Consider the following 16,828-nt stretch of genomic DNA (forward strand, 5'->3'; position numbering starts at 1 on the left):
TAGATGATTATAGATTGTGTGTTTTAATTTTTATCTAGTTTTAGCATTGTTTTTTCCTCCTGACCGTATTGTTTCCACAAAAGCGACGCTTGTTTCAGCTGGTCCTGTTTTACGCCATCAATACGAATCGTTTTCTCTTCTCCGGGCAGTAACGTGAAATAGTTATCCGAAAAAAGTACTGGCAAAATACGTTCTCCAGACTGGTTGTCAAGCAAGCGTAGACGATTGCCAAAAGCTACTGTAGCTCCCTCATTTTTAACGCGGATTTTTGTGTCGCCATTAGTGGATATATCAAAAATTTGAAATGTTAGTGGTGCTGCCGGCAATGCATTTAAATCCGTATAATCAAGATCTACTTCTGCATTTCGCCAGTAGAAATTTTCAGATAGTACTGTTCCTAGACTATCTTTTAACTGCAGTTTAATAAACTGTAACGGGGATTCTTCAGCTCTTTTTTTATCTTTTCCAAAAACTTCTAACTCAAAAATCGAAAAACCATATTCTGAGGCTCTTTTCATGGCCAATATCCTGACATAACGTGCTTTTACTCCATTCAGCGAAATTTCTTCCGTGCCTCCTTTACCTTCTTCTTGTTGTTTGACCGTTTTCCAATTTTTAGCATCTTGCGATATTTGTAGTGCATAAGTTGACGCATAAGCCTGCTCCCATTTGATACGAACCTGATGCAAGCTTTCTGACTTCTCAAGATCGACATAAATCCATTCCTGATCAGTTGGTTTACTCTCCCAGCGGCTAGCACTAGCACCATCGGTTATAAAACGAGCTTGACCATTGCCTTGTTCAGAAGAAGCATATACCGGTTTCTCAAACGCCAAATTCCCTTGATTAAAATTTAGTTTAAAAACCTCTTTTTTATCACTTGCTGGTAAATTCAAAACACAAGATTTGGCATATTCTAGAAGTTCTTTACCTGCTATATTATAAACTTTTGCAGAGGCAGAAGCGCCATGGAGCTCCTGCGCTGTGGTATTAATCGCTTTAATACTATTGTTCGAAGCATTCCACTGTATGTGTAGAGGCTCACATGCTTGCTTTGCTCCCCAATAAGCACCGGTAGCATCATGGTAATAGTCATAAGTTTGCCAAACAAAAGAGGGATAGGCAGACTGGCTCATCCAGATCAGCATACCGGTAGCATCCTCCCACATTTTATCATTCCAAGCTTCATACATCCCCTTCATTACCTCCAGATTCAGGTACTGTGCTTTTTCACAAAAAGCTTCTAGATTATCCGATTCACCAAATTGTGTATTCACGGACTTTTTATATTTAATCGGACTGGCATTTGAAGCTTCTTTACCAAAAAAATGTTTGTTCCATACATTGTCGTCATCTTTTTCTAATTGTTCGTCTGTAGGTAAGGGCCAAAGTTTATCGGCAGGAATAAACTCTTTTACACTTTCAAAATTTGGAAAAGTAGCTGTACCGATTTCGGTACGTAAACCATACCCCCTATCCGATCCATAAGGATATGCAGGATCATTCCAGGCTAGATTACTACCCGAACTTTCGAAATGATGTTTAGGCGGTTGGTTGCCCCACCAGCCACTTCCAGAAAGCCCGTCTTGGTTAGAACTTGATTTATACATTCTATCATTATGATCTTCTAGCGCAACAATTGATCGTAAATAGTGATCCAATTCTGGTTTTGGATGCGTTTCATTAGCTCCGCACCAAAGTGCAATACTCGGATGATTACGCAATCTTTTTACTTTATCCAATGCATTCGCTTTAAAATCTTCGTCATCGACAACATCATTATAGGCAACATACAACCAGAAGTCATCCCATACCATGATTCCATAGCGGTCACAATAAGTATAAAACTCGTCATCAGTAACGGTTCCTGTCCACAGTCGGATCATATTGTAGTTCATATCTTTATGCAGCTTGATTTTCTGTTCATACTCCTCACCATGGCAACGCAACAAATATTCACTCATTCCCCTATTGCCTCCTTTTAGAAAAACCTTCTGTCCATTAATCAAAAAGGTGAGCACAGGCCAGCCTGCTTTGTTAGGAACATAGTGGTACTCGTACTTACGAATTCCGAAACTGATTTCTTTCTGATCCGAAAACTCTCCATCAACACTGCTTGTCAAGGTACAGGTATACAAATTGGGATCACCATAACCATTTGGCCACCATAATTTCGGTTTTCGGAGAATAAATTCTTTAACTTCAGCACGACTTAGATATACTTTTGTACTGCTATTCGCTTCAATTTTTACTTTTTTGCTAAAACGGATATCTCCAGGTTGTATCACACCGGAAAGCACGACTTCTTTTTCTTTATCCCCACTATTTTTCAGTTCTGTGGATACAAATAGATATGCTATATCGTTAGATTCCAGTTCGGACCGTACCCAAGGATCTTCCATTGTTACATCTCCTGTTGCAGTCAGTGATACATTGCCTGTTATACCTGCCAATCGTCCTGGTACATAAGGCATCCAGGCCCAACTCGCTGCAGAAAGATAGGTCGGACTAGCTACTACACCAAATGGATCTTTCGCCGTTCGAGTTTTCTTTTGATCTGCGTCGGTAATGAGCACAGCTACTGCATTTTCTTTTCCTGGCTTGATGAGGTGACTGATTTCGTATTTCGTTCTCAACATATGACCTGAAACATCTTTGGTTGAACCTACAGTCCCGGATAATTTTACACCATTCACATAAAAATCAGCGTAGCGATTGGTATTATCAAACTGTAGCCATAGTCGTTGTCCCACCTTATAGCTCGTTGGTAATTTAAAGTTTGTACGGTACCAAAATGGTCGATTAAAGAATGTCTCGTCTACCTGATGAATATGATCACCAAAATTAGGGTCCGGCACAAGACCAGCTTCCACATAAGCCGTAAACACTACCCCTGGTACCACTGCTTTGACCGCCTTTTCCATTGCAAAATCTGGTTTCGATATTTCTTGACCAGTATATGGCAATTCAGCTTGTGGCTTTACCTCCCAGATAATAGCTGGATTGTCACTATTTAGCGATAACTGTTTCAGCTGCGCGATACAACATAAGTTAGCCAGCATCAAGCTTATCAATATTAAGGTTATTCTTTTCATAATTAATTCAAGCAAATTGGATATCCCAATGCATTGGTCTTTATTTCGCCAATCCCCATTCTTTATTCGGTTGTTCACCCATGAACAATTCTAGCTTTCCTCCCGACACGATATCCGTGAAATCTAAGTAGCATTTATCATAAGGGCTTCCATTTAACATAGCTTTTTGGATGTATATATTTTTCGCATTATTATCATATGCTTTGATGACAAAATCCTTACCCTTGAAATAATCCTTATCCAATGGAAAAACAATTTCATCAAAAACAGGGCTAGTGATTTCATAACGTGTACTGCCAGGAGAAGAAGGATGAATTCCTGAAGCACTCAATACATACCAAGCTGACATCTGACCTACATCCTCATTCCCGACAATTCCTTCAACACTATTTTTATAGGCTTTTTCACAGATATGGCGTGTCCATTTCTGTGTCATCCACGGAGCGCCTAAATGGTTAAACAGAAAAGGAACCAAGTGAACAGGCTCATTGGCGTGATTGTAATAATCATTCCACAATAAATTATCAGGTGTCTTCGCAAAGAAATCACTTAAATCGGACAGTACTTTTTCTTGTCCGCCCATCAGAGCAATCATCCCTGGAATATCTTGAGGCACAAACCAACCTTGCTGATAGGCATTTGATTCGATAGTTCCATACCATTCCTTGGTACGTCCCTTTTCAGGCCACACTTCCCAAGAACCGTCCTCCAAACGTGGTCGAAACCAGCCTTTTTCCTGATCAAAAATATTTCGATAAGCCTGCCCCTTTTGTTCAAAAAGTTTAGCATCTTCTGTTTTACCCAACCCCTTAGCTACCTGAGCGATGCACCAATCAGCATAAGCATATTCGAGCGTATTGGAAATACTAAAGGGAGGACCCGTATAACCTAACTTATCATTCCCAAACAATTTGGATGTATTTTTAGCATACTGATAAGCTTTTTCAACATCATAATCCCGAATCCCTTTTACATAAGCATCGGCTAGCACCGATAAGGCCGGATTCCCAATCATACAACCCGAATACGCATTCAGTAGTTCCCAGCGCTCAAAGTACTCACGTCCAGATTCATCAGCAAGAGTGATCAGCGAATTTAATTGATCGCTTACTAATCTTGGATTTATAATGGTCTGTAAAGGAAATTGACTACGAAACACATCCCATCCACTAAAAATAGTACGTTTTGTGAAATGCACATGATCATGGATTTTCTTATCTCCACCACGATAGCGACCGTCCAAATCTGTGTAGGTCCGCGGATCGATCATGCTGTGATATAGTGCCGTATAAAAAACTGTTTTTTGTTCATCCGTACCTCCCTTTACCTGCACCCGATTCAACTCGCGGTTCCATAGTTTTGTAGCCTGCTCACGTACTTGATCGAAAGCTTTCCCTTGAATTTCACCTTTAAAATTTTGTTCAGCACCATCCATATCAACAAAAGAGATCCCTACTTGCAATGTCACCACCTCATCCTTTTCAGTTTCAAAATCAGAGAAAAAACCCAGATGCTTTCCCTGTAGTTCATCCTTTCCTCTAATGATTTCTGCTTTTTTAATCAGCTTTTGGTAAGGTATACTCATCACCTCTTCGCGCTTACGTATCTGATTGTCTGGAATAGTAGCACGCCAGAAACCATAGTTTGTCAAGGGTTTACTAAAATAAGCGTAGAAATAAACCGTATAATCTGCCTTTCCATCACCATTTCCCCAACCTCCACCATCAGGCGTACAACGCATCCAACCTTTGATCGTATGGTCATCAACCTTTTTTACATATTGCTCTATAGCTGTACCGCCTACCCGACGCGCCAGATCAATCTGAATTCTTGAGGAATCATGTTTTGGAAAAGTAAACTTCAGCATTCCACTATGTGGTGCCGCAGTTGCCTCACTCCTAATTCCGTAATCTACCAGATCTACAGCATAGTAGCCCGCCTGAGCAATTTCCGTTGCTTTATTGTAAGTAGAACGGTAACCAGCGATACTGCCATCTTCTTTACCTGCGATCGTCTTCAATACACCTGTTGTGGGCATCACCAGAAAATTTCCAAGATCACCATACCAGCCTACCCCGCTCATCTGTGTAAAAGCAAATCCTTCGATCGTACGATGTTCATCGCTATAACCAGGGCTGTTATCACCTCCTGTTATCGTATTGGGACTCACTTGTACCATTCCAAAAGGGGTGGTTGCGCCAGGAAATGTTTTTCCTAAACCATGATAAACTTCTGCAGCCCCCACGCTTGTACTGGCACCAATAAAGGGATTGACATGAGAACTTGGCAAAAAACTATTCCCTTGCTTATTTGCTGTACAAGAAATCAACAAAAGAAGAATGCAAGAAAGCGTATTTAAAACTATTTTGTTAGACATCAATATTTAATTATAATCTTATCGTTTATTTAGTTATCCGTAATGTTTTTATTCCATACCGCGGCAATTGCACAGTAAAGGATTGCATCAGACCATTTTTAATCAGCGGAAGTTCTTGAATCTCATCACCATTGAGTAAAATTTCTGAAACCTTCGATACCTGAAAACCTAAGGCGATTTGTTGCGGAGAAGCGTTGCCTTCTGCGTTAAACAAACGAAGCAATATCCCTCCATCAACAACTTCATTGTGGTAACCTCATATCCTGACCCTTCTGTTTTGACGAAAGAATGATCTGTCAATGCTACCTCCGGCTGATAAGCCGTCAACAAGGGCTCGTTCCAATAAGTACTTTGACTTGCAATTTTTGCTTCATCCCATTTTCCATGATGTGGAATCAGTGCATATTTCATTACGGTCGGTCCATCAATTTTATAATCCATACCCCAAAGGCCGATTCCTGAATACTGTGCTGTTAAACTTAATGGATAGTTTTCGCCATGCAAATAAGATGTCGTATGGTCGGACAGAAGTGCCAAACCATAAGACTCATCCTCCTTATTGACATCCACCCAATTCAAGATCACATTATGCTTTATGGAGTCCCACTGACCAAAGAAGGTGTTTTCCAATGCACTTTCGCAAACATCAAAAGGTGCATTTTTAAATAATTTAGTCTTACCCAAACTATTTGGAAACATAACCTTCAGCTTATAACGGTCATCGGTAAATGCCCGTCTATTATCTGTCCAATTGGACTCTTGTTTGTATTCTCCAATACCAACATTACCTTTCCAATCGATCCGCAGATCAAAATCAATTCGTTTTTGCCCAGCCTCAAGCGTAATCACCTGAACAAATGGATGTGAGGCGATTGTTCCTCTAACTTCTACCTTAGTTACCAATTGATTATCTTCTAACACGGCAATACTTACTGGAGCCTGTGCAGAGGAGTAGAATTGTTTATCACTATAAAAGAATCCTGATAATTCTCCCATACTATAGGAATCTCCATTGCTTGCAAAATCCTTATTATCAACATATTTTGCAATCATTTTTTTTATTGTGCCACCTTTAGCTTTATCTAATACAATTTTATACTGATCATTTTCCAGGATACAATTTCCTTGTGCATCAAAACTTACATGTTTACTGCTCTTATTTTTAGATTTTCTTTTCTGAAGCGCATAAGTAGCATATCCCATTGCTGGAACTTGCGCCTTAAACTTTACGACGGGCACAGTTCCATTTAAAGTCACTGTAGAGGCAATCAATTTTCCCTGACTATTATAGATGGCAATATCTGCCGTCATCAAATTATCAGGAAGTACCAACGAAACGACCTCCGACCTTGCACTTGCGATACTATTATACACTCTAATAAATCCCAATCCTTTCTCTACGGAATTACCTATTAACTTAAAACTTGATAGCGCACGTTCATTGTTCTGCTCTGCAATCAATGTGGTATGATCAGTCCAATCCTTAATCGCACTAATCCAATTCTGTTTACTATTTAACTGATTATAAGGAACAATCCAGGAATCATGATGCTGTGCCATCATTAAAGTTCGCCAAGCATCCATATAGCTACCCTCTTCAGGTAGATACTGGTGTTCAAGATTCGCCATGGCACTTATTTTCTCACTTCTTACAATCATATTTTCTGCACGCCGCACCTGTTGTCCTATACGTTGTAGAGCCTGACTTCCCCACATCAGATTAACGAGAACATCCTCTTGAGAAAAATGCCAGTTATCTGTTGTTTTACCTGGAGAAATTTCTTCGAAATACTCCTTCCACGTAACATACACTGATTTGTTCTTAATATTTTCACCAAAACCTAACCAAGGCCCATTTTTCCATCCAGCATCCTGATAGCACATACCAACCGGGTCTTGGATACCATAATCATAACTTGATTGCAGAAAAGCCGTAGAGTTGTTCCATGCAGTGGTTTGCCAAGTTGAATTCTCCTCCAGAGCTTCACTTTTATAGCGTGGCACTGTCAAAATACTGGTCCCTTCAGGTCCTACCCAATTGACCAACTGACCACCGTAAGCTCTTGCATATCCACCCCAGCAGGTATTTGGTGATTTGAGCACAGCATACTTAAAACCAAATTGCTTTAATAATTGTGGTAAACTACTCGTAAAGCATGGTTCTTCCACAGCATAAGTATGAAATGATAATCCAGGAAAATGTTCATGCAGGCGCTTTATACCGTACTCAAATTGACGAATAAGACTTTCACCTGAAATATTATAAGCATAAGGTTGTGCATAAGTCGGATTTGTAAACTCAACCCTATTATTCAATACCATTCGACTAAAGTTGCATAGGCCACAGGAGACTGAACTTTACAGAATCCCAGGTCTCAGGTTCAATTTCTAATCCCAGTTTCCATTCTGGGTGCTGCTCCATTTTATCAACCATAAATTGCGTGACCCAAAGTGGGTAATGTCCATAGATTCCACCATGATAGCCATCTACAAAATAAGCTTTCTGTGCTTTCGAACCAGTCGGAAACAGACAAAAACCGAGCATCAAAACCAAAATACACTTTCTCATAAGATGCAAACTAGCTGACTTTAACTAGTATAACTTTTCGTTTCAATGGTTTGGCTGTTTCTTTGATCAGATCCAATAAAAGATCCATTTCCCCTTGCCAAGCTTTTCTCACTTCAGGAAACATCGCTTTGCTGTACAGATCACGTTTAGCATTTAGCCAACCATCCTTATCTTTATACTGATCAAATACTTCGATTGCCTTCCGGTTATTGGCATCTAGCAATCCCTTAGGTTGAAAGAAATTGTATTGTACCCAGGCATAATCTCTAAAACGACGTTCTACTTCCCAACGTTCTTCGTTCAGGTGCATGATACGCAATGCCTGCTGATATTGCGGCGTTTGGTTTAAATCGGCCAAATTAATCCCTTTTTTATAGTCATCTGCAGACCAGGTACCAATAAATTCTCCGTCGATCAACAATTTATATTTTCCTTCCAGTCCATTTACGGTCAACAGTTCCTGATTCATTTCTTCCATAAAGGGCACAATTTCAGTAGCCTTAAATTGACTTTTCTTACTTCCCCAGCCGCGAGCTACTGTATCCAAAGGATACGGCAGCGATCCCGCTAAATAATCAAAGCTTACTTCATTTACATTTTTCTTAAGATTTGAAATCTTGCAATTTTCCAAATCCGAGATTTTCATATTACTAACATCCAATGACATCGCTGCGACCTTTTGTCCAGCCCATCCCTGAGCCTTAAGAAAAAGATAAGCCATTACCATATGACCATCGTTATCAGGATGGATACGATCATTACCCGAGATCGTAAATCCGGGATCTATCTGTTGAAATTGCTTATTTATTGCAGTTATTGGCGTATTATAGTCGAAAAACTCCCATTTATTAGCCTGTGCGGATTGTTTTTGAAAATCAACGATACGCAACATGGCTTTATTTTTATTTTTAAAAGGAGTATTGCCCGCAATGACTGCTGTCTCATCATAGGGTGAACTACCGACCAATACAATTCTAGTTTTTGGAAGCTCTTTAAACCGTCTTTCCATCTGTTTGAAAGCTTCGTGCGATTCCTTCACTTTTTCATCTGCAAACTTTTCTGCTTCCGAGCCATTATATTCGAAATAACCGGAATCATTCATACCAAAAGTACTGACCAGTACAGTTGGTTTTTTACTAAAAACATCACCATCCAGACGTTTAACCATATCACTAGCTTTGTCCCCACCAATCCCAGCATTCAAAAACATTAGATTCATATTTGGAAAACGGGTCATATAATAGAGCCAGATATAGGCATGATAATGTCCTCCATCGGTAATGCTATTGCCTAAAAACACCACACGATCACCCTGTTTAAATGGAGTGATCTGTTGTGCTTTCCCTACAGATCCGTAAAAAAATAAAGCAGTAAAACTGATGACTAAACACCAAGAGATTGAATAGTTTTTTTTCATACTATGGTTTATAATTTATAAAATGGTTCTCTTTCTTGCCCTCGGAATGTTGTCCCTTTCTATGTGGAAGCAAGTGTAAAACAAAGCTATAAATCAAAACGCCCACCTGTATATGCAGGTAGCGTTTCGGTAAACTATTTTAAAGAAAACAAACAATTAACACACACAAAAACAAATAGTTACAGTTTTATTGAAAAAGATATTTGGTAAATGAAATGGAAAATTTATCGAACAAAACTGCCAATTTTCTTCACTCTATCTTCAAACTCTCGTTATCTGTTAGTGCTTTTGCTTTCAGCTTACTCTTATAATTATAAATTGTCTGTATTGAATATCGTAGAAAAGTAGCAATTTGGTTAACATCGGTTATCTCCAGACGTATCAGAGCCAAAATACGAAGCTCAGTATTTAATTGTCCTTTTTTAGACTAAAGCGTTCCTCTTCCCGCAAAAGGAGATTCAGCTCATCCACAAAAGTTGGATATACCTCTAAAAAGGTTCTGTCAAAATCCTGATAAAGCTCCAATGCGTCTTTTTCCAAAGCTGTAGTAGATACGGTCAATTTTTGCAATGCTTCATATTGCCCTGCTTTAATCTTACGATTCACATTACGACGGTATTCATCCAGTTTATCCAAATAAACAGCACATTGGTTGATATAGTAACCGATATATTTTTCTCTAATGAGATTGGCTTCATCCAACCGGTGGTTGACAGAAATCAATTGTACATTGATCAGACTTAAATTCTTCTTAGCAGTAGAAACCACTTTGATCTGTCGATAAAGGAAATAAAGAGACAAAATCAAAACGACAGCAAAAACACTGATCAACAGCGCATACAAATGTAAATTCTCTCGTTGTTGCTCAATCTTGGCCAAGTAGGTTGCCTCTATAATGGGTTGCGTCCGTGCAATCACGGCATTTCTAAACCTTGAATTGTAAAAGTTGGCATCATCCAAAGAAGCTCGCACATAATTATACGCACGATTTACATCGCCATTAGTATACAGGTGTATCGCCAGTGTGAGCAAAGATTCATTTTCTTTGATTGCGAGTCGAGTATCCGTAATAGCTGCAAGAATCAAATATTTTTCTTCCAACTCACGGTTTTCCAACTCCTTATTAACCATAGCCAACCCCATGGCACTCATTGCATACCCATGTGTATTAGGTTCTGCCGTTTTAAAAAGATCTTTTTGAATTTTAGCCGAAGCGGCATAATCACCATCTCCTTTTAATTTAAAGGCCATCTCTTTCAGATACATCTCTCCCTTAGGATCCAATAAGCTCATTAATGCATCTCGTGACTTCTTATTTTCTGATGCATAAACTCGTTCGAACTTAGGACTATCCGTATACTTGACCAGATTCTCATTGTAGCGAATGTGACTCCACCAATACAACACTTTGAGATGAACCGGCAGACTGTCATAATGAATCGTTTGAAAAATTTCTGCTGCCTGTGTAAATAGTCCAGACATCGAAGAGACAAACGCAAGCTTTAGTTTACTTTCATCAAGATAATCAGTATTCTTCAGATCCTTTGCGATCTGAAGGTTACGTTCTATATACACCAAAGCCGAATCGCATTTAAACGACTGGTATTCAGAAATCACATCACCATTAAGTCTATATTGATCTTCCAGAGCCTCTTGATTCTTCAATATCTTTTTTATCGAATCAATACGTTTTTCTTTATTTGCCGTATAAACTGCACGATCTGCTATAGTTTTATCCAACACCTTCAATAAAGAATCTATTTCCCTAGATGCATAAACACTATGGCAAAAAATTATGATACAAAAAATAGTTGATATTGTTGTTCTGATGTTACCCTTCACTCGTCTATAAAAATGGTTGTCTATAAACTTAGATAAATTTGCTTAGAAACACAATACAATTACATTAATAATCGTATTTCACACGAAAAACGTCGTATTTATCGCAGTCTAATCGCTCTATATCCGCTTTCTTGATTCAAATTATAACTACTTATTTTTATAATGTTCAAGTGTTCCAAAACCAAGTAATTCACCCAGCATACACATCCAACAGCATCTATAACACTTACTATTTCCAAGATACTAAAAATACACAAAACACTACCTTACAGCGCATTAAGTTTGAAATTACAAAATAAATTCTACCAATCATATTCAACGGGTAGGAATTAGCATGTACCTCCTATAGATTTGTGTATAAACCACTAAGCAATAATGCTACATACTGAATTATGATAATAAATAAATCTTACTTTTTCCTCTGGTTTTTATGCACCCTTAGTTTAGTCACTTGGGGTAAAAAAAGCCCATTACAATATTCGACTTACGTTGCGAAAATTTAATAAATCCCTTGGCGATCGACAACCAGCATCCGCACCTCAGTTGGAAAATCACCGCCCCAGAAGTTACTATGAAACAGCGCTATTTTCAAATACAGGTTGCTTCGGACAGTACTTCTTTAGCTAAAAAAAATCTTGCAGACCGTTGGGATTCAGGAAAAATTCAATCCTCAGCTTCAATAATGATACCTTATTCTGGCCAGGAACTACGCCCTCGAACACAGTCTTATTGGCGGGTTCGTGTATGGAATGAGAAGAATCAAGCCTCAGCATGGAGCCCCATCAACCGCTTCGGTATTGGTATTATTGCTGATGATAAACTTCAAGGACAATTTATTGGTCTTTCAGGAATACAAAGCCCATTATTAAGAAAACAATTCAAGCTCACAAAGCTCAGTCCTACCTTGATACATATCAATGCACTGGGCTATTATGAGCTCTATGTAAATGGTAAAAAAGTAAGTACTGATATACTGGCTCCTGCTGTTTCACATCTAGATAAAAGATCGTTGATTACAACCTACGATATAAAGCCTTACCTCCAAATCGGTGACAATAGCGTCGTTTTATGGCTTGGTACTGCTTGGTTTAAACCCACCACTGGTTTTAATGTCAAGTTCAATGGTGCAGTAGTCCGTGCACAGATTGACATATTGAACCATAAAGAATGGACGACTATCATCAAGACCGATAACTCATGGGAAGCCTCTGCTAGTGGCTATCGTGATACCGGCTCTTGGAATGCTTTGGCCTTTGGCGGCGAACGCATTGATGCAAATCTAAATCCGTCAGATATGGCGACAAATACATTAAATAAAAGAAAGTGGATTCCAGCAGAGCAAGTTGCGATTCCAGCCGGCTTGGCCACTCCCCAAATGAATGAACCAAATAAGATACAAGCTACTCAAATTGCGAAAAATATCAAGCCACTAGAGGCAAGCAGCTGGCTCATCGACATGGGAAAAGCGCTAAACGGTTGGTTCGAAATAAAATTAACAGGACTACTGCCCAACCAGGAGATCAAGGTCGAGTATAGCGATCATCTCGATCAACAGGGTAATTTTCAAGATCAAGGTCAAAGTGATACTTACATTGCTTCTGGTAAACCTGAAGAGGTCTTTATCAATAAATTCAATCATCACGCCTTTCAATATGTCCGGATTTCAAATGTACAAACCGCACCACATTTACCGAACATCCGTGGATACCTGATTCATACCGACTTCCGTACGACTTCATCATTTTCTTGTTCCGATACCGATCTAAATGCTATTCACGATATGATTCAATATACGATGCGTAATCTAAGTTTTGGTGGCTATCAGGTAGACTGCCCACATCTAGAACGTGCGGGTTACGGTGGAGATGGAAATTCATCAACAAATACTTTTCAAACGATGTTTGATGTATCTCCGCTTTTTAATAATTGGATTCAGGCTTGGTCAGATTCGATGCGTGAAGGTGGAAGTCTTCCGCATGTGGCACCAAATCCGGGAGCTGGTGGCGGAGGTCCTTACTGGTGTGGTTTTTTCGTTATGGCACCTTGGCGAACTCATGTCAATTATGCTGATTCTCGATTAATTAAGCGCTATTATGAAGAGATGAAAATGTGGATGGGCTATGTTGATAAACATACTGTTGACGGTTTATTAAAACGCTGGCCAGACACGAAATACCGTGATTGGTTTCTAGGAGATTGGTTAGCTCCAGCCGGAGTAGACGCTGGAAACCAAATGTCAGTAGACCTTGTCAACAACTGTTTCATCAGTGAATGCCTTGGAACCATGGAAAAAATTGCCCGTTTCTTAAACAAGCCAACAGAAGCGGCCTCATTTGCAGACCGAAAAAACAAGTTAAATACCCTGCTGCATAAAACTTTTTTAATTCGACAACAAACAGTTATGCTACAGGATCACAGCTAGACATGAGCTATCCGATGTTGGTAGGCGCTACCCCAATTGATAAGATGGAAACAGTAAAAACAAAACTCATGGAATTAACGGCTGAAAAACATCAAAATCATATCGCTGTTGGTCTTGTTGGTGTTCCAATACTAACACAATGGGCGGTAGATCAAAAGGCAACAGATTTTATGTACACTATGCTTAAAAAACGTGATTACCCGGGCTATCTCCATATGATAGACAATGGAGCCAGTACCACTTGGGAATATTGGAGTGGCGAAAGAAGCCGCATTCACAATTGCTACAATGGGATAGGGACCTGGTTTTACCAAGCAGTAGCTGGTATTCGTCCAGATGAAAACTATCCCGGCTATCAACATGTCAATATCATGCCTCAAATTCCTACAGGAGTCACCTGGACAAAATCACATGTAGACAGCCCATATGGAAAAATTGCTGTTAATTGGTACATAAATAAGGATAAGCTTACGGTGGAAATTGAGATCCCCATAGGTAGCAGTGCAACATTTACAGCCCCAGACAATACGATTATCATCAAATGCAACGGAAAAAAGGTACAGGATGCTAAAACATTAGACTTGACAAATGGGACTCATCGTGTAGAGCTCAAGATCTAAACTTAGGAAAAAAAGGAATAACTCGTTAAAACCAACTCTCATTTGCGAAACCAACTCGCGATCGTGATCAATCTAAAAACAGAAAAAAACCACTTACCAAGCATAGTAAGTGGTTTGATACAAAACATACCAATTTCTCTTGTGTAACAATAATTACATACAACAATAAAAAATAAAATTTATTTCTTATATTCATCTTTCGATTATTAACTATGTATAAACCAAGTCAACTTTATCTTTTTCAATAACAGTATCAGAATAAAAGTGATCCACAGCTAAAAAAAAACACTTATAATAGGCTAAATCATAAATTTCTGATTCAATTGATTATGATCAAAGATTATAAGATTCAATGATCCATAATAAGATAACAACCAAACACTTGACTGAAAACGATTAATTTATGAAGAAGAAAGAAAACCAAAAACCGAAATTAAGATTAAAGAAAGAAATCAAGGAATTATTAAACGCTCAAAACATAACCATAGAAGAGTTTTTCGAGCAAAAAGAAAATGAGAAAAATGAAAAACTAACACAGGAACTCATTGAATATCGCTTAAAATATCCAGTAGATCCAAAAATACTACATGAAATAGAATTATTAGACAATATTCAAAGCCTCGGTTATAAAAGATATTTTTTTAACCGGAAGGAAGCTGAGTTTTTAGTTCAAGAGATTGAAAACTGGGAGATTGAAAATAGTTATATGGAAATACTTCCCTTTACCGCTGAACAAAAAGAAAAAATGATCAATACTTATATCGCGACTGGTATATGCTATCAATTGAAAATATAGGTATTAACTTGTATTACGCCCCTTTATTTTATCAATATAATTATGATAACGATAGTTCTTTACTGAACTATGGCACCTCTTTTTATAAATATGATCACTTCAAAAAGGAATTTTCTATTATTGATAATGATGACTTTCACGAAATATCCTTTTCATAATTGATCATTTTAAATAATTAAATCACTTAATTTTCAACATACAAATCAAAACAGAGTGTTAAATCAATATTATGATTTAACACTCTTAATTTTTATCCGCTCTATGATCATACATTTTGTGAAAATGGCCATTATTTGATCCTATTCTTAAAATCATAATGGGGCAATTGAATACGCTCTTTTATTTTCTTTTTCCCTTTTCCAGTAAACAGTTTAGAGATTTTCTTCACCAACTTACTAGATGCCAATGCAACAGCAGCATTAAATACAGTAATTCCAAATCGTGTCTTAGGATGCGCAATCCATGGTACTCCTGGAGGGAGATTTTGAATCTCTTCAACATAAGGCCGCATTAGCTTTTCATAAGCATCAAAAGCATCTTGATGATCGGAATGTCTTCCCAGTTCAGCTGCCAGTACATATGCCCCAACTATAGAAAGGCTTGCTCCCATTCCTGTCATCGGAGTTGGACAATAAGCAGCATCACCTACCATTGCACATCTTCCAGTAGTCCAGCTTTGCGCTTTCACCTGACTTATACTATCAAAATAGACATCCGTACTTTGCTCCAATCCTTTCAATATACGAGTTGCCTGCCAACCTGCATCAGTAAATTTCTGTCTCAAAATTTCTTTCTGCTCCGATAAGTCTAGGTTTTCATACCCCTTCTCTGGGGAGAGAAATGAAAATGAAGCACGTATTGTTCCCACATTGTCTGGCCTCAAATTCAAGACTCTTGATTCTGGCGCATTATACCAATAAGCCCATGCGGTATCTGAATCTATACGCGGAATCGTCAAATAAGAACAATAAACTCCGATATATTTAAGAATCGGTTCATCTCCAAACATCAATTTGCGAGTTGTCGAACGAATCCCATCAGCAGCAATCACCAGATCAAAAGAACGCGGAGCACTATTTTTAAACGTAACATTGACCTTATTTTCTTCTTCTTGCAAAGCTAAGATCTGATCACCAAACATGTAAGATACATTATCTTTAGTCGCATTGAAAAGAATCTGAGCAAGATCTCCACGTAGAATTTCAAGTTCTGCTGTTCCAAATCCTGAATTAGTTTTAGGAAATTCGGCTATGATATGATGGTTGGCATCAACAAAGCGTATACCTAATTCTCCCGTATTAGCAGCCTTGATTTCATCTTCCAGTCCCATCAGCTGCACTACTTTCTGAGCTTCGTCTCTCACATCTATATTCTGCCCGCCCAATCTCAATTCACCAGCGCGCTCTACAATGGTTACATCAAAACCAAATCGATGTAACCAAAATGCCAAGGTCGGACCAGCAATACTGGCACCTGAAACGAGTACCTTTCTTTTTTCCATTACTATCTATTTCTTATCAAGAACAGCATATTATCCCTAAGCTTTGAAGAAAATTAATTTTTTACATGATTCTTTTGCGTAAAACGATCGCTTAATCTATAATATTTCTGTTTTATCTAATGTAAAACACTTGCGATCCTAAACGTTTAAAAAGTTGGCGGTGTTTGGATATAGCAAAGTTGCTATATT

The 16,828-nt window shown here is 38.5% G+C and carries 10 protein-coding genes and 1 pseudogene; 3 read left to right on the forward strand and 8 right to left on the reverse strand.

The features are described 5' to 3' along the window. Positions 1–23: 23 nt before the first annotated feature. From L950_RS06405 to L950_RS06425, 7 genes are all read right to left on the reverse strand, one after another. Positions 24–3,095, reverse strand: coding sequence for a discoidin domain-containing protein (locus tag L950_RS06405; protein ID WP_021192416.1), 3,072 nt, complete (start codon positions 3,093–3,095; stop codon positions 24–26). A 40-nt stretch (positions 3,096–3,135) separates the two neighbouring features. Beyond that, complete coding sequence (locus L950_RS06410; protein ID WP_031289870.1) at positions 3,136–5,472, reverse strand: GH92 family glycosyl hydrolase; 2,337 nt, start codon at positions 5,470–5,472, stop codon at positions 3,136–3,138. Positions 5,473–5,497: 25 nt separating this feature from the next. Then, positions 5,498–5,695, reverse strand: coding sequence for a glycosyl hydrolase-related protein (locus L950_RS37130; protein ID WP_410528100.1), 198 nt, complete (start codon positions 5,693–5,695; stop codon positions 5,498–5,500). Next, positions 5,641–7,794, reverse strand: coding sequence for a glycoside hydrolase family 38 C-terminal domain-containing protein (locus L950_RS06415; RefSeq protein ID WP_197086278.1), 2,154 nt, complete (start codon positions 7,792–7,794; stop codon positions 5,641–5,643). The genes L950_RS37130 and L950_RS06415 overlap by 55 nt, the downstream gene beginning before the upstream one ends. Positions 7,795–7,798: 4 nt before the next feature. Next, a complete protein-coding gene (locus L950_RS29595) occupies positions 7,799–8,041 on the reverse strand; it encodes a hypothetical protein (protein ID WP_197086279.1) in 243 nt (80 codons plus the stop codon). A gap of 10 nt (positions 8,042–8,051) precedes the next feature. Then, positions 8,052–9,458: an SGNH/GDSL hydrolase family protein gene (locus L950_RS06420; RefSeq protein ID WP_021192418.1), complete on the reverse strand. Its 1,407-nt coding sequence runs from the start codon at positions 9,456–9,458 to the stop codon at positions 8,052–8,054. Positions 9,459–9,866: 408 nt separating this feature from the next. Further along, positions 9,867–11,198, reverse strand: coding sequence for a DUF6377 domain-containing protein (locus L950_RS06425; RefSeq protein ID WP_197086280.1), 1,332 nt, complete (start codon positions 11,196–11,198; stop codon positions 9,867–9,869). Positions 11,199–11,982: 784 nt separating this feature from the next. On the opposite strand from L950_RS06425, the pseudogene L950_RS06430 reads away from it, so the two are divergent. The 3 genes and pseudogenes from L950_RS06430 to L950_RS06435 all read left to right on the forward strand — a co-directional run. Continuing rightward, a pseudogene (locus L950_RS06430) lies at positions 11,983–13,982 on the forward strand (family 78 glycoside hydrolase catalytic domain); the annotation flags it as partial. A gap of 66 nt (positions 13,983–14,048) precedes the next feature. After that, positions 14,049–14,342: an alpha-L-rhamnosidase C-terminal domain-containing protein gene (locus L950_RS32215; protein ID WP_262507009.1), complete on the forward strand. Its 294-nt coding sequence runs from the start codon at positions 14,049–14,051 to the stop codon at positions 14,340–14,342. Between the two features lie 403 nt (positions 14,343–14,745). Continuing rightward, positions 14,746–15,138, forward strand: coding sequence for a hypothetical protein (locus L950_RS06435; RefSeq protein ID WP_021192421.1), 393 nt, complete (start codon positions 14,746–14,748; stop codon positions 15,136–15,138). 289 nt (positions 15,139–15,427) lie between these two features. On the opposite strand, the gene L950_RS06440 is transcribed toward L950_RS06435, so the two are convergent. Continuing rightward, entirely contained in the window at positions 15,428–16,639 is a 1,212-nt protein-coding gene (locus L950_RS06440; protein ID WP_021192422.1) for an FAD-dependent monooxygenase, read from the reverse strand. Between the last annotated feature and the right edge of the window lie 189 nt (positions 16,640–16,828).

It is taken from the genome of Sphingobacterium sp. IITKGP-BTPF85, assembly GCF_001006065.1.
GTDB classification, from domain to species: Bacteria; Bacteroidota; Bacteroidia; order Sphingobacteriales; family Sphingobacteriaceae; genus Sphingobacterium; species Sphingobacterium anhuiense.